The organism is Luteolibacter sp., assembly GCF_058122085.1.
This window is the reverse complement of the sequence record NZ_JBIKBQ010000073.1, coordinates 1-20,412: the sequence shown is the minus strand read 5'-3', so window position 1 is coordinate 20,412 and position 20,412 is coordinate 1. Positions and strand designations below refer to the sequence as shown.

Sequence of the window (20,412 nt, the reverse complement as noted above, 5' to 3'; positions counted from 1 at the left end):
TCCCTGTCTGTTTACTCATGGTGTTGGTTGATTTGAAACGTTTGTTCAAACAGGCGATGTCGGAACATCGCCCGATCAACCAGCACCAATCGATTTTAACATTTTAACGAAAAAAAATCCTCTTCCTATCGCTACGGATTGGAATGCATCCCGGCAAGATCCGATTGGGAACGCGGCGAGGGAAACCCGGGCGGGTGCGGTGAAGTCCCGGTTGTCTCCGCGCCGGACGGGGTTATGTTGAAAAATGGCCAAGCGCTTGTTCATCGCCCTTGAACTGCCGGAAAGCTGCCGCAAGACGCTGGCGGATTTGGCCGCGCCCATCCGCGGCGCGCGCTGGCTGGCGGCGGACCAACTGCATCGTCACTCTCGCCCGGCTGAAAAACGTCGCAGCCCCGACGCTCCGCCCCTTGCTCAAAAAGCACCAATCCGAGGAGCTCGCCCTCGTCGAAGTGAAAAGTTTCGCCCTGGTTTCCAGCAAGCCCGGCCCGGAAGGCTCCGCCTAGACGGTGGAAACGCGCTACGATCTCAAGGCCCGACGCCACTCCGCCGCCTGAACCAAAAACACTTTTCACTCGCCTCCGGTCATTCCGCCCTGACCGGAAAGCTGCTCCGAAATTTCTCGCATTGCGTCCTCGAATCGTGCTCTTGGCTCCAGTGGAAGAGTTTCTCAATGCGATCGCGGATGTCGGCTGGGCGGTGATGCCGATGTCCCTCAGCGGCGAGGAAGGCCTCCAGCTGAAGAGAGAGTGCACGGCGTCCCACGCGGACGGCGCTTTCCGGCGGGCCGGCGTGGGCCGCGGAAGCTCGCTGCAAGTCAGGGAGGACATCCGCCGGGACGAGGTGATGTGGATCGAGCCCGGCCAGGCTTCCGCGCACCAGACGCTGTATCTCGCCAGTCTGGAAATCCTGCGGCTGGCCTTGAACGAGCGGTTTTTCCTCGGGCTGTTCAACTACGAGGGGCATTTCGCGATCTATCCGCAGGGCGCGTTCTACAAAGCCCACATCGACCGCCATGCCGGCACCCAGGACCGGATCGTCACCGTCATTCTCTACCTGAACGAGGGCTGGAAGACCGGCGACGGGGGCGAGTTGAAAATCTGGACCAGCGCCGACGGGCGCGATGGCAGCTACGAACTCATCGAGCCGCGGATGGGAACGATGGTCTGCTTCATGGCCGGGGATTTCTGGCATGAAGTGCTGCCAGCCACCAAGCAGCGCGCCAGCATCACCGGCTGGTTCCGCCAGCGGCCTTGATCAAACGCGATCGGCGAAAGCTGGACCGGCTTCAAAAATTCTGGTAAATGATTGGGTTGAATCAATCCCCCTCCCCTCATGAAGCCTCACCGCCCGTTGATTCCCGTCGCCACGGCGCTCGCCCTCTCGGCCATGCCGGCCGCCGCGGGTGACACCTTGGTCCAAGTCTCCACCATCGACGCGCTGATGAAGGGAATTTACGACGGCGCGTTCACCTTCGGCGCGCTCAAGCAGCACGGCGACTTCGGGATCGGCACGCTCGACGAACTGGATGGCGAGATGCTGGCGCTCGACGGCGAGTTCTTCCAATTCACGGCCGATGGAGTGGCCCACAAAATCGACGACCCTGCCGAAACGCCGTTCTCCGCGGTCACGTTTTTCAAGAGCGAGAAGTCCGCGGTCCTCGGGAAAACCGAATCCCTGGCCGCGCTGCAAACGCGCCTGGATGCCGAGACCGCTTCGGCAAACCTCTTCTACGCGATCCGGATCAGCGGTGAGTTCTCCATGATGAGTTTCCGCAGTGTTTTAAAACAGAAGACTCCGTATGTGACTCTGCCGGAAGTCGTGAAACACCAGTCGGTCTTCAGGTTAGAGAACGTGCGCGGCACGCTCGTCGGATTCCGCTGCCCGCCGTTCGTGAAGGGCATCAACGTTCCCGGCTATCACTTTCATTTCATCAGCGAGGACCGCAAATCCGGAGGCCACGTGATCGATTGCGCGGTGACCGGGGCGACGGCCGAATGGGATGTTCTGGAAAACCTGAAACTGCTGCTTCCCCGCGACGAGGCGTTTCTGAAAGCCGACTTCACCACCCATGACGAGAAAGCCCTGGAGTCCGTGGAAAAGACACCCGCCGCCAAGTGAGCGGGCGATGAAAAACGGCCACCGCTGCAAGGATTCTCGTCTCGACAACGTAGCTGTCGCCAACCTACACAAATTCCATGCGCCACATCGCCCTTCTCGCCCTCGTTCTCGCCTCGAATCTCCATGCCGACCCGATTCCGGAAAACCTCCGTCAGAACGGCTGGTTCATCGGCGCGCAGGCCTACACCTTCAAGCAGTTCAGCGCCTTCGAGGCGATCGCCAAAACCAAGGAGGCCGGCGGCAACATGATCGAGTTTTACCCAGGCCAAATCCTCAAGCCCGGCTCGAAAGACAAGGTCGGCCACACGATGTCGGAAACCGCGATGCAAGAACTCAAAGCCGAGTGCGAGCGGCAAGGCGTCCACGCGGTGAACTACGGGGTGATCGCCGCCAAAAACGCGGAAGACGTCCGCGCCATCATGAGCTTCGCAAAAAAAATGGGGCTCTACGCGGTTTGCACCGAGTCAACCGAGCTGATCGCCGCCTGGGAGGCGGGTGCCAAAGAGTTCGACATCAAAGTCGCCTTCCACGAGCACGGCGGCTCGATGGAGAACCCGAAATACAAGGTTTGGAACCCCCTCTACATCCTCGGTGTGGTGGAAAGCCGCGACCCCCGCGTCGGCGCCTGCGCCGATCTCGGCCACTGGTGCACCTCGAATCTCAAGCCGGTCGAATGCCTGCGCATCCTCGAAGGCCGTGTCATCAGCGTGCATCTCAAGGACAAGGCCGCCTACGGCAAAGCTCCGGTGGTGGTCGCCGGCACGGGCGTGGTGGATGTCGCCGCCTGCCTCGAGGAATTGAAGAAGCAGAAATTCCACGGTCACATTTCCATCGAGCACGAAAACGACTGGATGAACAGCGTTCCCCAGGTCCGCGCTAACATCGATTTCGTCAAGGCGCACGGGAAGTGATTCTCAGTCCGTCACTTGCCGTATCCACCGTGTGCCTCGCCGTCGGCAAATCCGAACCCCCGGCGCACTCCGGCCATTTCCCCGGTGAGCCGGCCGTCCGCGTGACGCACGGTTAGCGGCTCTTCAACCGTGACTTCGCCGGAGAAATCCTGCGGGTGTTGGCAGGCGAAGAGCGTGAACAGCGGCGGCAGGGTTTCGCGGGGAATGACGTCCCGCAGCTTCACGACCTTGAGGCCCGCCGCGGCGATTCCATCGAGCGCGCGCTGTTTCTGTGGAGATGGAAAACACAGCACGAACCAGCCGCCGTCGGCGAGATGGGCCACCGCCGCTTTCGCGTAGTCACTCACATCGCCGCGCAGCTCGAAGCGGGCGTGGGCTTTTTGCGAATCCTGCGGGAGCACGCCGGTTCCCTGCGGAAAATACGGCGGGCTGCCGGTGATGAGCGGGAATTTCCGGTCCAGCGCAAGCTCCCGGAGATCGCCGTGGGAACAATCCACCCGTCGCCGGAGTCCGTTCCCGTCGATGTTGGATTGCAACAGCCGATAGCTGATTTCCTGGGCTTCCACGCAGGTCAGCCGCGCCTCCGGACCCATGCCCCACAGCGTCAGCAAGCCCACCGTGCCGATGCCGGTTCCCAGATCGAGATGCTCCCTGACTGGCGGAGAGACCTGTTGCGCATACCACGCGGTCAGCACGTCATCCGCCGAATGCCGGTGGCCTTTCAATCGTTGCGCGATCAACCAGCCCGCCGGACCGCCGGCATCGTCTTGCCACGGTTCACGCCCGATCAAGCCTGCCGGACCGGTCAGCGCGTCGAGCGTGATTCGTTCGCCGAGTTCGGATTCGAGACAACTCCGCGCCTGTTGCCAGCGGTCCATGCCGGGTGGCTGATCAATGGATTGAGAAGTCATCGGAATGAAAGATCACACCGGCCCGATCCCGACGAGATCGCGGTCCTCGCGGGCGGATTCGAGAAACGAGCCGTCCATCGAGATCGCCTGCTTCAGGTGGCTGCGGGCGCGCGGCCCCTCGCCGAGCGTCCACAGGTAACAGGCTAGGTTGTAGTGGAAAACGGGCATTTCAAACAACGCCTTCGGGCCGCGGAGGAGTTGGTTGCAGGCTGCCAGCGTGTCGCCCGTTTCATGGAGGCAAAACGCCGCCCGCAGGAAGAATTCCGGCTCGTCCTCCGCTTTCAGGCAGAGCAGGCGGGCCGTTTCCGAAGCCGCGTTCCACTGCTCGCGGTCCATCTGCGCGGCGAGTTTCAATTCCAGCGGCGCCCGCAACCGTTGGACCTCCGTGGGCAGCGCCTGCAGCTCGTAGAGAGCCTCGTCTGCCAACCCGAGTTCCAGCCAGCCCGCAGCCGCGCGTAACGTTTTTGTCACCACCATCCGGGCGACGCTAAAACAAGCGATCCCCGCTTGGCAAACATTCAGGCTCCTAAAATTCGCGCCTTCCAATAGGTACCATGCGCCACGATGGAATCCTCGCCTTCTTGAAAAGTAAGGCTAAAATTCACAGGCAAGGAAAACACCATGACGCACTCGACCATCACCAGCAAAGGCCAGACCACCTTGCCCGCTCCCATCCGCCGCGCCTTGCACTTGAAGGCGGGCGATCGGATTTTGTATGAAATTCAGGGGGACTCGGTGGTGATCCGCCCGCAGCCTGGGGCGATGGCGGTCTTCGGGTCCCTCAAGTCTCCCGAGGGGAAAGCCGGAGCGCCCTTTGAGGAAGCGCGCGAAAAATCCCGCGAGACGTGGGTGGCCGAAGCCGCGCGGGAGGGGCAGCCATGAAACCGCTGCTACTGGATACCAATATTCTCCTGCGCTTCATCACCGGCGAACCCGCCGACCAGGCCAAGGAAACCGCCGATCTGGTGGCTGCCGCGGAAGCGGGAAAAGTGCGACTCGCCGTGCTTCCCGTGGTGCTCGCCGAGGCGGTTTTCGTGCTCACCGGATTCTACGAACATCCCCGCTCAAAGGTTGCGGAAGTGCTCTCGCATCTCATGTCCTGTCCCGGATTCCATTTCGATGAACCCGAGCGAATCCTTCACGCCCTCAAACTTTTCGGTGCGGGCAACCTGGATTTCGTGGACTGCTATCTGGCGGCGGCGGCCATCCGCGAGGGCCGCACCTTGGTTTCTTTCGACCGGGATCTTGCCAAACTCCATGGCACCACCGTCAGCAAGCCTGGGGACTGTGTGAAGTGATCTCGATGGCTGCGGCTTCTGAGTTGGATCGGCCCCAAATCGTCCTTGATCCGAAATCCGCTTCTGCGACAAATCCCAATGGACTTCGACCAGGGAGAATTCAATTTCAGCGCCAAAGGCCCGGAAGACGGCTATCGGAAATGGCGCGAGGAACTCGACGCCAAAAAGCGCGCCTTCGAAATCCGCTGGGGAGTGATTCTCGGCCGCACGGTCCGCGTGACGCTTCGGGACCACGTCAAGCCGCTCACCGGAATTCTGGAATGGGTGTCCGATCCGAAACAGGCGACGCCGAAATCCCCGCAATTCCGGATCAAGGGCGTCCTGTTCACGATCTCGGACATCGAAAGCATCGTGCAGGTAGAGACCGCGTGAGGGTCCCGATACTCGGATGCTGCGGCGACACCGAAGTAGTGGCGATCACCGGTTGCCAAGTCCGCCACAATCTCTCTGGAATCACGGGTCTGCGACCCTCAACTCTTCATCACTCTCACCGGGATGTTTTTCCGGCGCTGGATTTCCGTTCTCCGGTTATTTGGAATGGCGGGGAGTCAGCATTACCGAATCGACCGGTTTGGAAATAAAGCGCCCCATATTCCATACTGCTTCATCCCGCAGGATGAGGCTAACATGCCAGCCCACTCCGATGAAATGACCCTGGTCGAGCAAGGAACAGGATTCCGATGGATTCTCAAGGATGGCAGTCCGGCCTTTGCCGGAAGCTGGCAGAAGGCCTTGGATTTCAAGGACGACGACCCCGCCGCCGTTTTCAAAGATGGCCGCTGGGGCTTCATCAACCGCAACGGAGAGTCCGTCATTCCATTCCAGTGGGATGAGACCCATCGCTTCGACGGAAACGGCAGAGCCTGTGTGGCGATTGATCGGAAGTGGGGCGTGATTGATAGAAATGGCCGTCTCGTCGTTCCTCTCTATTTCAAATCACTCGCCGGCTTCGAATTTCACGGACCACGAGTTGCTCCCCGTCATCGGTTCCCAAGGCCCGGGTCTGATTGATCGCAAGGGCCGGACCGTGGTTGCCACCGCCAGTGGAGAATTGCAACGCATCGGAGACCCGACGGCACCCGGCAAGTTCTGGATCAGGACGGCCCCGCGCCGCTCCGTCACGCCACCACCAGGCTCTTTGCGCCCTCCGTTTGAGCCAGCCTGTTATGATCAGACAGGAAAACTTATTTGGCGCGATGACATCCTGGCATCTTCGAGGATCTTCACAATTTGCGCAGCCATTTCCGGGTTGATCGCCGCCGCGCTGTTTGCGATGGGGCTGCTACACCGCTCGAAAAGAGAAATACCAGGGTCAGGCTGACGCGTTCGATTACGTTATCCGCTTTCTGACGGATTATCTGGATGGTGATACCTACCTCAAAATCAAGCGGCTGGAATCAATTCGCCTTCGTGGCGGCGATGGAGGAAATTGTGAAGAGGGATTCGGGGCGACCGGTGATCGCCCCCTACATAGAAAAACGGCGACCCTTGCAGGCCGCCGTTTTTGATGGATAACAAAAATCAGATTCCCTTTTTCACGACGTCGGTGAGGAGGTCGATGACGCGGTTGGAGTAGCCCCACTCGTTGTCATACCAGCTGACGAGCTTGAAGAACGTCGAGTTCAGCTCGATCGAGGAGCCGGCATCGAAGATCGACGAGCGCTTGTCGTGGATGAAGTCGCTGGAAACCACTTCGTCGCCGGTGACGCCGAGGATGTCCTTGAGGTAGGTGTCGGACGCCTTTTGGAGGGCGGCGGTGATTTCCTTGAGGGAGGTCGGCTTGGTGGTCTTCACCGTGAGGTCCACGACGGAGACGGTCGGGGTCGGCACGCGGAACGACATGCCGGTGAGCTTGCCTGCCACTGCCGGGCAAACGAGCGCCACGGCCTTGGCCGCGCCGGTGGTGGACGGGATGATGTTGATGGCGGCGGAACGGCCACCTTTCCAATCCTTCTTGGAAGGACCATCGACCGTTTTCTGGGTCGCGGTGTAGGAGTGAATGGTGGTCATCAGACCTTCCTCGATGCCGAAACCTTCCTTGAGGAGGACGTGGACGAGAGGAGCGAGGCAGTTGGTGGTGCAGCTCGCGTTGGAGATGATGTGGTGCTTGGAAGGATCGTATTGATCGTCGTTCACGCCCACCACGAAGGTCGCGTCCTCACCCTTGGCAGGTGCGGAAATGATGACTTTCTTGGCACCGGCGGTGATGTGGCCCTTGGCTTTTTCCGCTTCGGTGAAGAGGCCGGTGGACTCGATGACGACTTCCACGCCGAGCTCTTTCCAGGGCAGACCTTCCGGGCTGCGGGCGCTGACGACTTTGATTTCGTGGCCGTTGACGACGATGATGTCGTCGTCTTCGAGCTCAGGGGAGGACTTCTTCGAGGAAACCGTTCCCGAGAAGCGACCCTGCGTGGAGTCATACTTGAGGAGGTAGGCAAGGTTGTCGGCAGGAACGATGTCACCGACGGCGACGACGTTGAAGGTGGTTCCGAGGTGGCCTTGTTCGACGAGGGCACGGAAGACAAGGCGGCCGATGCGGCCGAATCCGTTGATGGCGATGGTGGTCATGACTGTGTTTGAAATGCCGATGCGGCTCTTCCGCCCGACGGCGGGATTGTGCATGCGGAGTGCCAAGCGTCAATCTTCGGGGCCAAAACCTTGGAAATTCATGAAATCCGCGAAATTTCCCAACGGAAAAGCGGACCTCCCGTTTCGCAAGACCCGCTTGCTTGATCGATGCGGTTCGCTAATACCGCGCGATCAAACTATTCGGGAGGAGCGGCGTCCTTGAGTTTTTCCACGGCTTTCTCCGCGGCTGCGGCGGCTTCTTCCAAAGCTTTCGTGGCAACGTCCTTGGTGGCGTCTTTGACCTCGGCGGCTTTTTCCTTGGCTTTCTCGCCGGCTTTTTCCATCGCGGCTTTGGCGTCGGATTTGGCTTCATCCAGCTTTTTGTCGGCGTCCTTCGCCATTTCCTTCATGCCTTCGGCCATCTGCTCGGCTCCGGCCTCCATTTTCTCGGAGGCGGTTTTTTTCGCCTCGCAGGCGGCGAACACGAGGGGCAGGGCGAGCGCGGGAATCCAGAATTTGATTTTCATGATGTTGGTTGGTTGGTTAATCGTAACGATTTTGGCCTTGGCCAAAATGGAAGATAACTGATTCGGATGAGTTGTCAAAGACTCGAATTTCCTTCAACCGGCTGGAGATTTCACGGTTTACGGAACACCGCAACCTGCCAAGATCGCGCGCGTGCACCTACCTGAAAAACGCCGCGCCGGCATCCTGATTCCCGCATTCACCCCACGCCGCGAGGGCGACCTCGGGATCGGCGACACGCTGGCCTTGCGGGAATGGATCGACTGGGCCGCGGAGCACCAGGTGGGATTCATCCAGCTTCTGCCGATCAATGAAAACGGCACGGAGGAAAGTCCATACAGCGGGATTTCCTCGGTCGCGCTGGATCCGATTTACCTGGCCTGCGAGGCCGCGGAAATCCCCGGGCTGAAGGAGTCGGACGTCGCGCTGGCGCGGGACCGCCTGCAAGGCGCGCGGATGTCGCCGCTGGTGAACTACCCGGCGGTGCGGAGCGCGAAACGAAACCTGCTGGAACTGGCGTGGTCGAGGTTCGACCAGGCGGAATCCTTGCTGGTGAAAGAGTTCGCGCTGTTCCGGAAGCAGGAGGACGAGTGGCTGGGCGACTACTGCCTGTTCCGCTATCTGATGGAACTTCACGGCGAGAATTTGACTTGGGACAAATGGCCGGAGACCTGCCGGACGCCGAAAAAGGCGCGGGAGTTCATCGACAGACATCGCGTGCGGGACGAGGCCGTGGTGGATGACCGGCTCGGGTTTTTCGCGTTCGCGCAGTGGCTGTGTTTCCGCCAGTGGCTGGCCCTGCGCGCCCACGCGGAGCTGCGCGGCGTGAAGCTGATGGGCGATGTGCCCATCGGGATCAGCTGGCATTCGTGCGACGTGTTTTTCAACCAAGGCGACTTCCACCTCGACTGGTGCGGCGGCTCGCCTTCCGAGGGAAACAGCCAGTCCGATCTGTTTTTCCAGCAGTGGGGCCAGAACTGGGGCATCCCGCTCTATCGCTGGGACCACATGCAGGCGAACGGTTTCACCTGGTGGAAAAAGCGGATCGAACGGCTGACGCGGATTTTCCAAATCTTCCGGCTTGACCACATCCTCGGGTTCTACCGGATTTACGCCTTCCCGTGGCGGCCTGAGCGCAACCACGAATTCATCGGGCTCAGCCACGAGCAGGCGGCGGCGATCAACGGCGGACGCCTGCCCCGCTGGTTCCTGCGGCCTGACGACACGGTGGAAAACAAAGCCGCCAACCGCGACGACGGCGATGTCCGGCTGCGCGCCATTCTCGAAGCCGCGGAAGGCTGCGAAGTCATCGCGGAAGACCTCGGCTGGGTGCCGGATTACGTCCGTCCCCACCTGGCGGATCTCGGGATCGCCGGCTACCGGATTCCGCACTGGGATTGCAACGAGCAGGGCCACCCCACCCCCGGCAACTCGTTCCCGGAAAACTCCTTCGCCACCTACTCCACCCACGACCACGATCCGATCAACGGGATCTGGCACGGCTGCCTCGGCGTCATCCAACAGCATCAGGAAAACCCCACCGAACAAACCGGCTGGGCCGTGGGCGGGGCGCAGAACACGCTGCGAATCCTCGCCGAGTTCGCCGGCATCCCGATCGGCGATCACGCGCCGTGGCCGCCATTCACCGAAGGCGTCCGGCTGCGGCTCATCAAGGCGCTGTTCGCCTCCAACTCGCGCTACGCCGCCTTGATGATCACCGAGCTTTTCAACCTCGACGAGCAGTTCAACCACCCCGGCACTTCCGGCGGGGAAAACTGGCGCCTCCGCCTGCCGTGGACGCTCGACGAGATCCACGCGAATCCCGAACTGGAAGGAAGCTGCCAGAAACTCGCCAACCTCATCAGCATCACCCACCGGGCGTGAGCGAGCTCATCCGCCGACCGAAAGAACCCCGTCTGACAGAATCCGCGCCCGCAGGCCGCCGCGGAAATCCGCCTTGAGAAATTCCTCCGCGCCGGGAGCGACAGCCTCCTCCATCCAGTAACAGGGTTTGCATTCTTCGCTGGCTTCGAACTCGACGCCCTGGAAACGGAACCGCTTGCCGACCCATTCCGCCAGATCGACTCCGCGGACGATCAGGTTCCTGCGGAAGAGCGAACTGGAAAGCTCCGGCCGCGAGAAACGGTCGCGCACTGCTTGCACGGCGTCGGCGTCGAAGAAAGTCACCTGCCCCTTGAAGTCCGGCTTGTAGCCGAAATAGCGGTCGCCGCGCAGGCCCATTCCCGCCACACACTCGACTTCCGAGACGCCGCGGATGCCGTGTTCGAGGCGCCCCAGCTCGTGGCGGCCGCGGAAATCATTGCCCTCGGAGATCCAGATTTCCAACAGCTCCGCCTGCCACTCGGGAATCCCCTCCCCCGCCCTGCCGGTCTCCGCGGACTTGTTATCCGGGCCGACCCACTCGCTGTGGCCGTCGGCGTAGGTTTCCTTTTTCCAGATAGGCAGCTCGTATTTCAGCCGCTCCATGATCGCGCGGGCGGCATCAAACGCCGGCCCGCGGTGGGCGGACGCGACGCCGACCCAGACCGCGGCCTCGCCGATTTCCAGCGGCCCGGTGCGATGCGCCGCCTGCGCCGCGAGGATGCCGTGGCGCGCCGCCTCCTCCTCGAGAATGCGCTGGCCGGTCGCAATCGCGAGCACCGGATAGGCCTGGTATTCCAAGCCGCTCACCGCCTGCCCGGCGTTGTGATTTCTAACCCGCCCGTCGAAGGTGACCACCGCGCCCGCGGCGGGATCGCGGAGTTCCGCCGCCAGCGACGCGATGTCGATGGCCTGGCTGACGAGTGAAAACCGGATGGCGGACATGGTGGGAACTTTCTAGCCTCCCGACATGGGTGGAAGGAAAGCGATTGAGTCTTTTTCTGAAAGCGGGTGCTCCCAGGAAACGAATTCGTCATTCACCGCGACGCGGAAATCCGCGGTCGAGAGCCCGAGCGCGTGTGCTGCATCGAGCTCGGCGTAAAGCGCGGCCGGCGTAGTTGCGGCGCTGGTGACTCGCTCGTCCGCGAGCCCGCGACGCTCGGCGAGCAGGCCATAGTAACAGACGGTGACGGTCATGGGATTTTCGCGGTGGCCCAGTCTTCGGGCGTGTTGGCGTTGTCGAGCGCGCGCGGCGTCACCGGCTCCAGCAAGCGGCAATCATTGCGGATGAGGATCTTTCTCGGGCAGCGGAAATCATCGGCCTGGGCCTGTTCGAGAATGGGCAGCGCCGCTTGCGAATAGAGCGTGCACAGCGGCTCCGGCAGCCCGTCGAACTCGCTGCGATAGGCGAGGAATTTCTCGTCTGATTGTTTCGACGAGATGAGGTGGGCGAGCGTCGCGGCATCCAACCGTGGCAGGTCGCAAGCAAGGACGAGCCAGTCGGCGGCCGGGTCCAGGCGCATGGCGGCGACGATCCCGGCGATCGGCCCGAGACTGGCGCCTTCGGGATCGCGGACGATTTCCACGCCATCAAGACCGGCGGGAATTTCCTGATCGTGGCGAAGGGAAATGGCGATCGTTTCGCAGCCGGCTTCGCGCAGCAAATCATGGCAGCGCCGCAGCAAAGTCCGGCCGTCCGGATGGACCAGCGCGGCTTTGTCCCGGCCCATCCGCGAGCTGCGGCCGCCTGCCAACACGAGACCGCGGAGTTTGGATTCGGGTTTCATGCGTGGAAATCTCCGGACTTGCCGCCGGTTTTGGAAATGAGCCGCAGATCGTGGATGCGGATCGCTTTGTTCATCGCCTTGCACATGTCGTAAACGGTGAGCGCCGCGACGCTGGCTCCCGTCATCGCTTCCATCTCGACGCCTGTTTTGCCGGTGGTGGAAACCTCGCAGCGGATGAAGATTCCTGTTTCGTTAGGAATGATTTGAAACTCACAGTTCTCGACTGGCAGCGGGTGACAAAACGGGATCAGCTCGCTCGTTTTCTTCACCGCCATCGTCCCGGCGATGATGGCGGTCTGGAACACCGGCCCTTTCGGTCCTTGCAGGTCGTTGTTTTGAAATCTCGCGATGATCTCCGCGCCCAGCTCCATGCGCGCCTCCGCCACGGCGGTGCGGCGGTTCGCGGATTTCCCGGTGATGTCCACCATCGTCGGCTGGCCCTCGCGGACGTGGGTGAAATTTCGATCGTTAGAATTCATAGCCATGGGGTGAATGGGAAGGCGGCGGAAATGGCGTGCGCCTCGCCGCGCGGAGGCAGGGTGACGAATCCGTCGCTGTTGAGCAAGCCGATGAAATCGCCGCTATTGCCGGTGGCCGCGGGTTCGGCCCGGCCATCGGCGCGGAGCGTGACTGGCAGATGGCGCGTGAACCCGGAAAGCGGCATCGCGCCGTCGCCCATCACCACGCGGCGGAGGGACGGCCGCGGCAGGCCGGATGCCACGGCGAGCGCGGGAAACACGAACGCGTGCAGCCCGGTCAGCGCCGAAACCGGATTTCCCGGCAGCGCCATGACCACCTGCCCGCCCGGACCGATCCAGCAGCCGGCGGGTTTCCCCGGACGTTGCGCCACGCCGTGGAAAATCTCGCGGCAGCCGAGGTCCGCGAGCAGCGCGGGGACGAAATCGCGCGCACCCTTCGAGACAGCCCCCGTTAGGACCAGCCAGTCGTGCGCGGCGAGAAGTTCTTCGATGACCGGCCGGGCTGCGGAAATCTCGTCGTTCAAGACCCCGACGTGCCGCGGCGGATAGCCGCCGAGTCTGAGCGCGGCGGCGAGCGAGTGGGCGTTGGACTGGCGGATCTGATGGGGAGCGGGAAATTCGTCCACTCCGACAAGCTCGTCGCCAGTCGCGATCACCGCGATTTCCGGGACGCGTGAAACTTCGAGCCAGGCCGCGCCGCAGGAAGCGGCGACGCCGATTTCCCGCGAGCCGAGCAAGACGCCGGACTCCAATAAAATTTGTCCCGCCGCGGCATCGCTGCCGGCCCTATGGATGAAACGCCCCGCGACCGGAGCGGCGGCTTTTGAAAATTTCACGCAGCCCGGATCACCGCCGACCACCTCCTCCACCGGCACGATGCAGTCGGCTCCTGATGGGCAGGGCGCGCCGGTCATCACTTCCACGCAGCTGCCGATTTCCGCCGAAAGCGAGACCGCCGCGTGCCCCGCCGGCGCGGACCCGCTCACCCGGAACGATCGGTGACCCGCCTGCCAGTCCGCGAAACGCAGCGCGTAGCCGTCCATCATCACCCGGTCGAACGCGGGGACCGCGCGGTCTGCGGCCACCTTTTCCCGCAGCACCCGCCCGGTCGCGTCCACCAAACGGCAGCGCTCGGCCGCCATCAACGGCGGGCATTTCAAGAGAAGTTCCAGCGCCTCGTGGAATGAAAGCATGAGCCGATCTTCGTTCGCCCGACCTATCCGCCAAGCGAAATTCGCTTCATCGATGAAACTCCATGCCTGTCGGTTGACTTTTCCGCCATACCCCGCCATACCCCGCGCATGTCGACAGCGTTTCCGCCCAAACCCCGGATGATCGGACCCAAAGTCCGGGTCTGTATCGTTGCCTCGAAATACAACGAGCAATTCACGGACGCGCTGGTGGAAAACGCGATCGAAGAGCTCGGCGAACTGGTGCCGCAAGGCCGCGTCGATCTGATCCGCGTGCCCGGTGCTTTTGAAATTCCGGTGATGGTCGCCACCCTGCTCGACCGCGATCCGCCGGCCTGTGTCATCGCGCTCGGCCTGATCATCCGCGGTGCGACCGAACACGCCGACTTGGTCGCCAGGTCGGTGACGGACGCGCTCCAGCAGCTCGCCGTCAAATCGCTGCGGCCGGTGATTCACGAGGTTTTGCTGGTGGAAGACGAGAAGCAGGCCTACGCACGCTGCATCGGCGCGCAGCTCAACCGCGGCAAGGAAGCGGCTCGGGCAGCGGCGTCGATGATAGATATTTTCCAGGAACTCGACCGATCCATGTCCCGCAACCCCACCCATTCAAAGCATCGCAATGCCTAGCCGCCGCCACATCCGCGAGGCGGTCGTCCAGTTTCTTTACTGCGCGGATCTTGAAGGCGGCGCCGATCCCGCCGCACTGCGCGGCCCGTTCTGGGATTTCGTCACGGAATCGGATCGCCGCAGTCTTCAGCTCGCGACGTTCCGCACGGTCCACCACCTCGCCCACGGGCGGGAAGGACGCTTGGCCGAGTTCGTCGAGCGCCAGTCGCTGGCGAGCACGCTGCTTGCCGCATGGCCCCAGGCGGAGAGTTTGAAAATCGATCTCAAGCGGATCGCAGAGCTCGAGTCGGGGTGGAGCACTTCGTTTGCGAAGCTCGAACGCCTGCCGAAAGACGACGATGACGCATCGGTGGCGGAAAGTTTCGGCGACGCGCTGCAGGTCCTTTTCAAAATCGACCGCGACCTCGCCGCCGCGCGCCGCCGGTTTCTTGAAGGCATGGAAGACTTCCCCGCCCTGCGCGGACAGATGGAGGCGGTGGCCGCGACAATCCGCCGCTTGCAGCGGATTTCCGATCGACTGCGGATGGTCGAGGAGCCCGAGAAATTTCCCGAACAAGCGGATCTCGCACGACTTCGCGACTCGAAAGCCGACATCCTCGCGCTGCAAAAAAAGGCGGACGAACTGGTCGATTTCATTCTCAGCAAAAAGGAGCGGATTGATGCGACTCTCGCCGCCGTGGTCGAGAACTTCGCCCCGGAGCGGATCGATCCGGTGGACCGGGCGATCCTGAGACTGGGCACTTACGAAATCCTGCACGCGGCCGCTCCGCCGAAGGTGGCGATCAACGAAGCCATCGAGCTGGCCAAGCGCTTCGGCACGACCGACTCCGGCCGCTTCGTCAACGGGGTGCTGGACAAAATCGCCAAGCAGGCGGCGGCAGTGTCGGAAAGTCAGGATGTTTTGTAATTGGTAAGTCGCGCCGCAGTCTTCATAACAGCGCGCGAGACTTTCCCCATCATGCGCTACCCGACACCCTTTCAGCAGAAAACCCTGTGGAACGCCGCCACGGGCGTCTCCATCCTGATCCTCGGCGCCCTGCTTGTTAGCTTCGTCTGGCTGGCCGGTTATGTCTTTGGATTTCTCCAGCCGGTGCTCATCCCGCTGATCGTGGCCGGGATCGTGGCTTACGTGCTCGATCCGGTGGTGAGATTCCTGGAAGGCCGCGGACTCAGCCGCGCGTGGGCGGTCATCACGCTTTTCCTCGCGATCCTGATAGGCGCGACACTTCTGGTCGCCGCCGTGCTGCCCGGCATCCAGCGCGGCGGCGGCGCGCTGCGGGACATGATTTCAGCGCCGGCGAAAACTACCAAAGCTCAGGAAAAGAATGTTTCCGAAGACGGCTCCGAGCATCTCGCGCCCGCCCTCGCCAGCTCCCTTCGCGACCTGCGCGTCCGCCATCAGGGTGGCATCATCGGATGGGTTCTGACAGAAACCGATGACCAGGGCAACCCGGTGGCGATGGATGAAAAACCACTCAAGCCGGAATCTCTGGACTACTTCGAGCGCACCCGCGGCGGACGGATGGTCATGGAAAATCTGGACGTGATTTTCAAAACCGGCCGCACCTGGCTGACGGCGGGGTCCACCAAGGTGCTGGGATTCCTCGGCCTCGTCATCGGCATGATCATGGTGCCGGTCTATCTGTTCTTTTTCCTGAAGGACTCGGCATCGATCCGGAGCCATTGGCACGACTACGTGCCGCTCAAGGCCTCGCGGTTCAAGACGTCGCTGGTGGAAACACTGCAGGAAATCAACGGCTACTTGGTCTCGTTTTTTCGCGGTCAGGTGATAGTGGCCGCGATCGATGGAATCCTGGTGGGCATCGCCCTGACGATTTTCGGACTGCCATACGGGCTCTTGATCGGCGTCTTCATGGCCATCCTCGGAGTCATTCCCTACATCGGAAACATTCTCTGCCTGATTCCCGCCTGCATCATCGCTTGGCTCCACGCGCAGGGAGCCGCGCCTTTCGGGATGAGCCCGTGGGCTTACGTCGGATGCGTTGTCGGGATCTTCGTCGTCGTCCAACAGATCAACTCGCTGCTCACCGCACCCAAGATCGTCGGGGATTCCGTGGGGCTGCATCCGCTGACCGTGATTTTCTCGATGCTGTTCTGGTCGCTGGTTCTCGGCGGCTTCGTCGGAGCTCTGCTGGCCGTCCCGCTCACCGCGGCGGTGAAGGTCTTGTTCCGCCGCTTCATCTGGGAACGGCAGTTGCTCGACGCACCCGCAGCCGAGCCCGGTTAGGGCCCTGCTTGGAAAAGACCCCTCGCCTCACGCCGCCGGAATTCTCCCCCCGGATTATCCCAGCCTCGCGCGAAACGAGAGGCTCAGGAGGTTTGGGGAAAGTGTCACCGACCGCAAGGCGATTTCCTCATCCGCCATAAGAAGTTTTTCCAAGCCACCCCACTTGGCTTATTCGGCGAGGCGGGCGGCGATCGATTTCTTGGACTGCTCGATGAGGACTTTCAGCTCGGGATCCTTGATCGACATCGCCGCCTTCAGGACCGGCAGGCTGCGGGCTTCGCCCACCCGGCCCAGGATGCGGACCGCCGAATAGCGGATGATCCCCGTGGTGTCCGGAAACCGCGCGAGCACGGTGTCTTCGATCGGTTGGCCGAGATCCGCGTAAAGCGACTCCCATGCCATCGGATTCTTAAACCAAAGTTCGTCAAGAATCGGAATAATCCCTGTATTTCGTTCCTTCACGATCAGGGTGACGATTTCCGGCGGAATGGTTTCGTTTTCCGCCACCAGCTTCTTCAACACGATCAGCGCGGCCTCGCTGGCCGGCCCCGGCAGCTCCGACCAGACCGCCAGCGCGCTGCAAATGTTCCCCTTGAAATCCAAGCCGTCCTGAGCCAGCAGCGAAATGAGTTTGCGGCTGATGTCGGCGCGGTAGATCTTCGGCTCGGCTTCCGCCAGCCGCTGCACCGCGCGCCGGACTCGGTCGAGATCAATGCTTTCGAGCTCCCGTTTGTTCAAATCATAGAACGCCGGATCGTCCTTTTTCGACAGCTTTTCGATCGAGCCCTCGATGAAAATGTCGTTGCGCACCCGGACTTCGATCACCGAGATGTCGGTATGAATTTTTTCCGTCCGCCCCAATGCCGACGCCAATTCGGCGAGCTCCGGCAGTGATTTCCTGATCCCGGTGACGACCAGTAAATAATCCCCGCCATCCCGCGGATAGTAATGCGATGCGGGATCCGCCTCGGTGACCCGGAGAATATAATCCCTCACCAGAAAGCGGTTGCTCTCACTCAAGTCCCTGAACCACAGCCCGACGGCCTGCTTGCCGCTTCCGTCCAAGGCCAGCCTCTGGATTTCCGCCACGAGCGGAGCCGTCCCGATCCTGGCTCGCAAAGCCACGGTGGCGCTGTCTTCCCCGGGCTGCTGGATGGGCGCTGCCAATGGCGAGTTTTTTCCCGGCTCGCCAGCCATCCGGCTGCCAAGCGGCACCGATCCGGTCTTGAAAAAGAACGGCACCAGCAGCAGGGCGGTGCTCAAAGCCAGCCCCACGCCCAGCGCTTTCGTCCGCGCCCGCGGGTTCGCATAAACGAGCAGCAAAGTTCCCAAGACACACACAAAACCCGCCATCAGAAGCCGGTTTGCAATGACCATCCCATCCAGCATTCCGCCGCGGCTGGCACCAAACATCAGCAGCAGCGCCATCATCACCATGCCCGCCACACCGATGATTCCCGCCATGATTCGCTGAGGCGACGCGGGCTCGAGCTCCGCGGGATCCGGCATATTGCTGTAACGGACCGGCTGCATGCCGATCAATGCCTCGCCTCCCGGCAACGGAATCCGCGGAAAGCGGTTCAATTCATGACTCTTATGCTCACTCGGGTAAAATTTGCGCCCCCGCACGATGACTTCGTCGTTGATCCGGAAGCGGTTTTCACAGCCACCGCACTCGACGGTGCGCTCACGCAAATCCTCTCCCACCTTGAACCGCTGGCCGCAGGACGGACAGCGGATCAGCAATAATGTGTCATCGGGAGTGTTCGAAGGCATGTCGTTGGAGCAATTCTTGATGCAAATTCCGGTGATTGCAACCCCAAGCACCGCCACGGACTAACACTTCCTGGAGGGGCGGCTTTCCCCGGTGCCCTGAAATTTAGTTTGGAAACATTAAAAATTGACCATTCCGGATTTTCTTTATACCAGATTGATCAACCAATCCAAGCCGATTATGAACTCACTCAGACTCAGCCCGCTGCCATCCATCCGCCCAAGCGACGAATCAAGCTCGCGCACCATGGAAAAACAAGGATTTGTGGATGAAGCGGTGGTCATGGCCCTGCTCACCGACAACCACTCCGGGCGGAGCGTGGCCTACCCGGAAGACCTTGCACTCGCTGCCGACGACCTCGATTTCGCCGGTTGGCAACTGCCCGCCACCCAAGCAGCAAGGCCACGGGCCGCTGAAATTCCTCCCCACGTGATCAACGCCATCGTCCGCCGCGCCAGCCCCCCGCTCATCGCGGAGTGCGGCATCGGCACCCCGCACCAAGGTAACCACCGCTGGTGGCTGGCGGGACTGGCCGGCGTCCTTTCCACCATGCTCTTCACGCTGCTCCTGCTGACCCTCTCATCCCGCCCCGGCGCATCCTCCGGACCGCTGCCCCCGCCCGCAGCAGCGACAGATTCCCAACCGATGCTCTCCAGACAAGCTGAAGCCATCCAAGCGTCACCCGAACTAACCGCAGCCACCTTCGACCTGCCCTGGCACTCCGCCGCGGAATGGACGGCGAGCGATGATTGACGCGCGGACCCCGCTCACGCACTCTCCCCTCCGCATGTCCCGTCCCGGATTAATCCTCAAACTCAGCTGCCGCGACCAACCCGGCATCGTCGCCAAGGTCGCCAACTACGTCGCCGGCCATCGCGGCAACCTCATCGAATTCGCCCAGTTTTCCGACCAGCTCGGCGGCAAGTTTTTCGCCCGGCTTGAAATCGAAACCGCCGACCTCGACGTCGATGTCCAGGATTTCATCGACGGTTTCGGCACGCTCGGCCGCTCCTTGCAGGCGGACTGGCACTTCCGCCGCCTCCCCTACCGCATGAAAACCGCCGTGCTCGTCACCAAGACCGACCACTGCCTCAACGAAATCCTCTGGCGCGCCGAACTCGACGAACTGCCCATCGAAATCACCTCGATCATCGGCAACCGCCCCAACTGCCGCCCCACCGCCGAGCGGGCCGACATCCCGTTTCATGAAATCGACATGGACGGCGAAAACCGCCAGGCCGGCTTCGCGCGCATCCGCGAAATGATCGTCGAGCAGGATGTCGAACTTATCGTCCTCGCCCGTTTCATGCAAATCCTGCCAGATGATTTCTGCCGCGACTTCGCCGGCCGCGTCATCAACATCCATCACAGCTTCCTGCCCGCCTTCATCGGCGCGAACCCCTACAAACAAGCCTACGAGCGCGGTGTGAAACTGATCGGTGCCACCTGTCACTACGTCACCGCCGACCTCGACGCCGGCCCCATCATCGAGCAGGAAGTGGACCGCGTCCAACACTTCCACACCCCCAACGACCTCGTCCGCCTCGGTCGCCACTGCGAGCGGATCGCCCTCGCTAAAGGGATCCGCTTCCACGTCCACGACCGGACCATCCTCGACGGCCACCGGGCGATCGTTTTCCCGGATTAAATTCAAATTGGAAGCTTTACAAACCCGGATGCCGCGCTCAATTTCCCGCCCCGTTCAAGGAGAGGTGGTCGAGTGGTCTATGGCACCTGATTCGAAATCAGACGTAGTGTAACAGCTACCGTGGGTTCAAATCCCACCCTCTCCGCCAGCGTCCAGCACGATCTCCGCAAGTCATTATCAATCAAGCGATTGCGAGCCATCAAGGGAAACCGCGACAGGTTTTCCACACACAATTCCACACAAGTTGACTCGGAAACCCGAGTCGATGACTAGGAAACGCAAACGCCGCAGTGCAATCGTGGAAATTGGAACAGGTCCGACCAAGGGGAAATTTTTCTTTCCGTTAAATTGTTAAAATCTCAGCGGGCTGGCTGATGGACATTTGATACGAGAACTTGATCTCCCCAGCAAGCTCGGATTGCTCTTTCGCGCTGGGACGGGCCGGTG

General features: G+C 61.6%; 24 protein-coding genes and 1 tRNA gene. 15 read left to right on the top strand and 10 right to left on the bottom strand.

Features of this window, described 5'->3' with window-relative positions:
• The first annotated feature begins 269 nt into the window (after positions 1-269).
• The 4 genes from AC4DF4_RS11975 to AC4DF4_RS11960 all read left to right on the top strand — a co-directional run bounded on the left by AC4DF4_RS11975 (position 270) and on the right by AC4DF4_RS11960 (position 3,029).
• Positions 270-503, top strand: coding sequence for a hypothetical protein (locus AC4DF4_RS11975; RefSeq protein ID WP_490048340.1), 234 nt, complete (start codon positions 270-272; stop codon positions 501-503).
• A 136-nt stretch (positions 504-639) separates the two neighbouring features.
• Positions 640-1,254: a 2OG-Fe(II) oxygenase gene (locus AC4DF4_RS11970; protein WP_490048339.1), complete on the top strand. Its 615-nt coding sequence runs from the start codon at positions 640-642 to the stop codon at positions 1,252-1,254.
• Between the two features lie 78 nt (positions 1,255-1,332).
• Positions 1,333-2,118 (top strand): acetolactate decarboxylase, encoded by a 786-nt coding sequence (gene budA, locus AC4DF4_RS11965; protein ID WP_490048338.1) that lies wholly within the window; start codon positions 1,333-1,335, stop codon positions 2,116-2,118.
• Between the two features lie 77 nt (positions 2,119-2,195).
• On the top strand, positions 2,196-3,029 hold the full coding sequence (locus AC4DF4_RS11960; protein WP_490048337.1) for a sugar phosphate isomerase/epimerase family protein: 834 nt from the start codon (positions 2,196-2,198) through the stop codon (positions 3,027-3,029).
• 11 nt (positions 3,030-3,040) lie between these two features.
• Here the strand turns inward: AC4DF4_RS11960 and AC4DF4_RS11955 are convergent, their stop codons facing one another.
• Positions 3,041-3,940 (bottom strand): tRNA1(Val) (adenine(37)-N6)-methyltransferase, encoded by a 900-nt coding sequence (locus tag AC4DF4_RS11955; protein WP_490048336.1) that lies wholly within the window; start codon positions 3,938-3,940, stop codon positions 3,041-3,043.
• Positions 3,941-3,952: 12 nt separating this feature from the next.
• The gene (locus tag AC4DF4_RS11950; protein WP_490048335.1) at positions 3,953-4,411 is read right to left on the bottom strand and encodes a TPR end-of-group domain-containing protein; all 459 of its coding nucleotides are present in this window, start codon (positions 4,409-4,411) and stop codon (positions 3,953-3,955) included.
• A 150-nt stretch (positions 4,412-4,561) separates the two neighbouring features.
• Here AC4DF4_RS11950 and AC4DF4_RS11945 point away from each other — a divergent pair, with 150 nt between their 5' ends.
• From AC4DF4_RS11945 to AC4DF4_RS11930, 4 genes are all read left to right on the top strand, one after another.
• Positions 4,562-4,822 (top strand): AbrB/MazE/SpoVT family DNA-binding domain-containing protein, encoded by a 261-nt coding sequence (locus AC4DF4_RS11945; protein ID WP_490048334.1) that lies wholly within the window; start codon positions 4,562-4,564, stop codon positions 4,820-4,822.
• Positions 4,819-5,238 carry a type II toxin-antitoxin system VapC family toxin gene (locus tag AC4DF4_RS11940; protein WP_490048333.1) on the top strand — a complete coding sequence of 140 codons (420 nt, stop codon included), beginning with the start codon at positions 4,819-4,821 and terminating at the stop codon, positions 5,236-5,238. The genes AC4DF4_RS11945 and AC4DF4_RS11940 overlap by 4 nt, the downstream gene beginning before the upstream one ends.
• 78 nt (positions 5,239-5,316) lie before the next feature.
• Complete coding sequence (locus AC4DF4_RS11935; RefSeq protein WP_490048332.1) at positions 5,317-5,610, top strand: hypothetical protein; 294 nt, start codon at positions 5,317-5,319, stop codon at positions 5,608-5,610.
• A 255-nt stretch (positions 5,611-5,865) separates the two neighbouring features.
• Positions 5,866-6,249, top strand: a complete 384-nt coding sequence (locus tag AC4DF4_RS11930) for a WG repeat-containing protein (protein WP_490048331.1) — start codon at positions 5,866-5,868, stop codon at positions 6,247-6,249.
• A gap of 510 nt (positions 6,250-6,759) precedes the next feature.
• On the opposite strand, the gene gap is transcribed toward AC4DF4_RS11930, so the two are convergent.
• Positions 6,760-7,806, bottom strand: coding sequence for a type I glyceraldehyde-3-phosphate dehydrogenase (gene gap, locus AC4DF4_RS11925; protein WP_490048341.1), 1,047 nt, complete (start codon positions 7,804-7,806; stop codon positions 6,760-6,762).
• A 197-nt stretch (positions 7,807-8,003) separates the two neighbouring features.
• Positions 8,004-8,333: a hypothetical protein gene (locus AC4DF4_RS11920; RefSeq protein ID WP_490048330.1), complete on the bottom strand. Its 330-nt coding sequence runs from the start codon at positions 8,331-8,333 to the stop codon at positions 8,004-8,006.
• 151 nt (positions 8,334-8,484) lie between these two features.
• Here AC4DF4_RS11920 and AC4DF4_RS11915 point away from each other — a divergent pair, with 151 nt between their 5' ends.
• Positions 8,485-10,215, top strand: a complete 1,731-nt coding sequence (locus AC4DF4_RS11915) for a 4-alpha-glucanotransferase (RefSeq protein ID WP_490048329.1) — start codon at positions 8,485-8,487, stop codon at positions 10,213-10,215.
• Between the two features lie 6 nt (positions 10,216-10,221).
• On the opposite strand, the gene AC4DF4_RS11910 is transcribed toward AC4DF4_RS11915, so the two are convergent.
• From AC4DF4_RS11910 to AC4DF4_RS11890, 5 genes are read right to left on the bottom strand one after another with little or no spacing between them, the layout of a single operon-like run.
• Complete coding sequence (locus AC4DF4_RS11910) at positions 10,222-11,157, bottom strand: molybdenum cofactor biosynthesis protein MoaE (protein WP_490048328.1); 936 nt, start codon at positions 11,155-11,157, stop codon at positions 10,222-10,224.
• A gap of 12 nt (positions 11,158-11,169) precedes the next feature.
• On the bottom strand, positions 11,170-11,409 hold the full coding sequence (locus tag AC4DF4_RS11905) for a MoaD/ThiS family protein (RefSeq protein WP_490048327.1): 240 nt from the start codon (positions 11,407-11,409) through the stop codon (positions 11,170-11,172).
• Positions 11,406-11,999, bottom strand: coding sequence for a molybdenum cofactor guanylyltransferase (gene mobA, locus AC4DF4_RS11900; protein ID WP_490048326.1), 594 nt, complete (start codon positions 11,997-11,999; stop codon positions 11,406-11,408). Before mobA ends, AC4DF4_RS11905 begins: the two co-directional genes overlap by 4 nt.
• Positions 11,996-12,484 carry a cyclic pyranopterin monophosphate synthase MoaC gene (gene moaC / locus AC4DF4_RS11895; RefSeq protein WP_490048325.1) on the bottom strand — a complete coding sequence of 163 codons (489 nt, stop codon included), beginning with the start codon at positions 12,482-12,484 and terminating at the stop codon, positions 11,996-11,998. Before moaC ends, mobA begins: the two co-directional genes overlap by 4 nt.
• Positions 12,475-13,671 carry a molybdopterin molybdotransferase MoeA gene (locus AC4DF4_RS11890; RefSeq protein ID WP_490048324.1) on the bottom strand — a complete coding sequence of 399 codons (1,197 nt, stop codon included), beginning with the start codon at positions 13,669-13,671 and terminating at the stop codon, positions 12,475-12,477. The genes moaC and AC4DF4_RS11890 overlap by 10 nt, the downstream gene beginning before the upstream one ends.
• 138 nt (positions 13,672-13,809) lie before the next feature.
• Here AC4DF4_RS11890 and ribH point away from each other — a divergent pair, with 138 nt between their 5' ends.
• The 3 genes from ribH to AC4DF4_RS11875 are packed head-to-tail and all read left to right on the top strand — an operon-like array spanning position 13,810 to position 16,543.
• Positions 13,810-14,295 carry a 6,7-dimethyl-8-ribityllumazine synthase gene (ribH, locus tag AC4DF4_RS11885; RefSeq protein ID WP_490048323.1) on the top strand — a complete coding sequence of 162 codons (486 nt, stop codon included), beginning with the start codon at positions 13,810-13,812 and terminating at the stop codon, positions 14,293-14,295.
• Entirely contained in the window at positions 14,288-15,202 is a 915-nt protein-coding gene (gene nusB / locus AC4DF4_RS11880; RefSeq protein ID WP_490048322.1) for a transcription antitermination factor NusB, read from the top strand. Before ribH ends, nusB begins: the two co-directional genes overlap by 8 nt.
• A 51-nt stretch (positions 15,203-15,253) precedes the next feature.
• Complete coding sequence (locus tag AC4DF4_RS11875) at positions 15,254-16,543, top strand: AI-2E family transporter (protein ID WP_490048321.1); 1,290 nt, start codon at positions 15,254-15,256, stop codon at positions 16,541-16,543.
• 168 nt (positions 16,544-16,711) lie between these two features.
• Here AC4DF4_RS11875 and AC4DF4_RS11870 read toward each other — a convergent pair whose 3' ends face one another.
• Entirely contained in the window at positions 16,712-18,319 is a 1,608-nt protein-coding gene (locus tag AC4DF4_RS11870) for a zinc ribbon domain-containing protein (protein WP_490048320.1), read from the bottom strand.
• Between the two features lie 178 nt (positions 18,320-18,497).
• Here AC4DF4_RS11870 and AC4DF4_RS11865 point away from each other — a divergent pair, with 178 nt between their 5' ends.
• The 3 genes from AC4DF4_RS11865 (at position 18,498) to AC4DF4_RS11855 (ending at position 20,113) form a co-directional block, all read left to right on the top strand.
• The gene (locus tag AC4DF4_RS11865; RefSeq protein ID WP_490048319.1) at positions 18,498-19,070 is read left to right on the top strand and encodes a hypothetical protein; all 573 of its coding nucleotides are present in this window, start codon (positions 18,498-18,500) and stop codon (positions 19,068-19,070) included.
• 34 nt (positions 19,071-19,104) lie between these two features.
• A complete protein-coding gene (purU, locus tag AC4DF4_RS11860) occupies positions 19,105-19,965 on the top strand; it encodes a formyltetrahydrofolate deformylase (RefSeq protein ID WP_490048318.1) in 861 nt (286 codons plus the stop codon).
• A 58-nt stretch (positions 19,966-20,023) separates the two neighbouring features.
• Positions 20,024-20,113 (top strand) — tRNA-Ser (locus AC4DF4_RS11855).
• Positions 20,114-20,412 lie beyond the last annotated feature (299 nt).

What these genes read in the sequence shown, in the direction of transcription:
- budA (WP_490048338.1), top strand. Translation starts at nt 1,333, where the DNA reads ATGAAGCCTCACCGCCCGTTGATTCCCGTCGCCACGGCGCTCGCCCTC.
- AC4DF4_RS11960 (WP_490048337.1), top strand. Translation starts at nt 2,196, where the DNA reads ATGCGCCACATCGCCCTTCTCGCCCTCGTTCTCGCCTCGAATCTCCAT.
- AC4DF4_RS11955 (WP_490048336.1), bottom strand. Translation starts at nt 3,940, where the DNA reads ATGACTTCTCAATCCATTGATCAGCCACCCGGCATGGACCGCTGGCAA.
- AC4DF4_RS11945 (WP_490048334.1), top strand. Translation starts at nt 4,562, where the DNA reads ATGACGCACTCGACCATCACCAGCAAAGGCCAGACCACCTTGCCCGCT.
- AC4DF4_RS11940 (WP_490048333.1), top strand. Translation starts at nt 4,819, where the DNA reads ATGAAACCGCTGCTACTGGATACCAATATTCTCCTGCGCTTCATCACC.
- AC4DF4_RS11935 (WP_490048332.1), top strand. Translation starts at nt 5,317, where the DNA reads ATGGACTTCGACCAGGGAGAATTCAATTTCAGCGCCAAAGGCCCGGAA.
- AC4DF4_RS11930 (WP_490048331.1), top strand. Translation starts at nt 5,866, where the DNA reads ATGCCAGCCCACTCCGATGAAATGACCCTGGTCGAGCAAGGAACAGGA.
- gap (WP_490048341.1), bottom strand. Translation starts at nt 7,806, where the DNA reads ATGACCACCATCGCCATCAACGGATTCGGCCGCATCGGCCGCCTTGTC.
- AC4DF4_RS11920 (WP_490048330.1), bottom strand. Translation starts at nt 8,333, where the DNA reads ATGAAAATCAAATTCTGGATTCCCGCGCTCGCCCTGCCCCTCGTGTTC.
- AC4DF4_RS11910 (WP_490048328.1), bottom strand. Translation starts at nt 11,157, where the DNA reads ATGTCCGCCATCCGGTTTTCACTCGTCAGCCAGGCCATCGACATCGCG.
- AC4DF4_RS11905 (WP_490048327.1), bottom strand. Translation starts at nt 11,409, where the DNA reads ATGACCGTCACCGTCTGTTACTATGGCCTGCTCGCCGAGCGTCGCGGG.
- mobA (WP_490048326.1), bottom strand. Translation starts at nt 11,999, where the DNA reads ATGAAACCCGAATCCAAACTCCGCGGTCTCGTGTTGGCAGGCGGCCGC.
- moaC (WP_490048325.1), bottom strand. Translation starts at nt 12,484, where the DNA reads ATGGCTATGAATTCTAACGATCGAAATTTCACCCACGTCCGCGAGGGC.
- AC4DF4_RS11890 (WP_490048324.1), bottom strand. Translation starts at nt 13,671, where the DNA reads ATGCTTTCATTCCACGAGGCGCTGGAACTTCTCTTGAAATGCCCGCCG.
- ribH (WP_490048323.1), top strand. Translation starts at nt 13,810, where the DNA reads ATGATCGGACCCAAAGTCCGGGTCTGTATCGTTGCCTCGAAATACAAC.
- nusB (WP_490048322.1), top strand. Translation starts at nt 14,288, where the DNA reads ATGCCTAGCCGCCGCCACATCCGCGAGGCGGTCGTCCAGTTTCTTTAC.
- AC4DF4_RS11875 (WP_490048321.1), top strand. Translation starts at nt 15,254, where the DNA reads ATGCGCTACCCGACACCCTTTCAGCAGAAAACCCTGTGGAACGCCGCC.
- AC4DF4_RS11870 (WP_490048320.1), bottom strand. Translation starts at nt 18,319, where the DNA reads ATGCCTTCGAACACTCCCGATGACACATTATTGCTGATCCGCTGTCCG.
- AC4DF4_RS11865 (WP_490048319.1), top strand. Translation starts at nt 18,498, where the DNA reads ATGAACTCACTCAGACTCAGCCCGCTGCCATCCATCCGCCCAAGCGAC.
- purU (WP_490048318.1), top strand. Translation starts at nt 19,105, where the DNA reads ATGTCCCGTCCCGGATTAATCCTCAAACTCAGCTGCCGCGACCAACCC.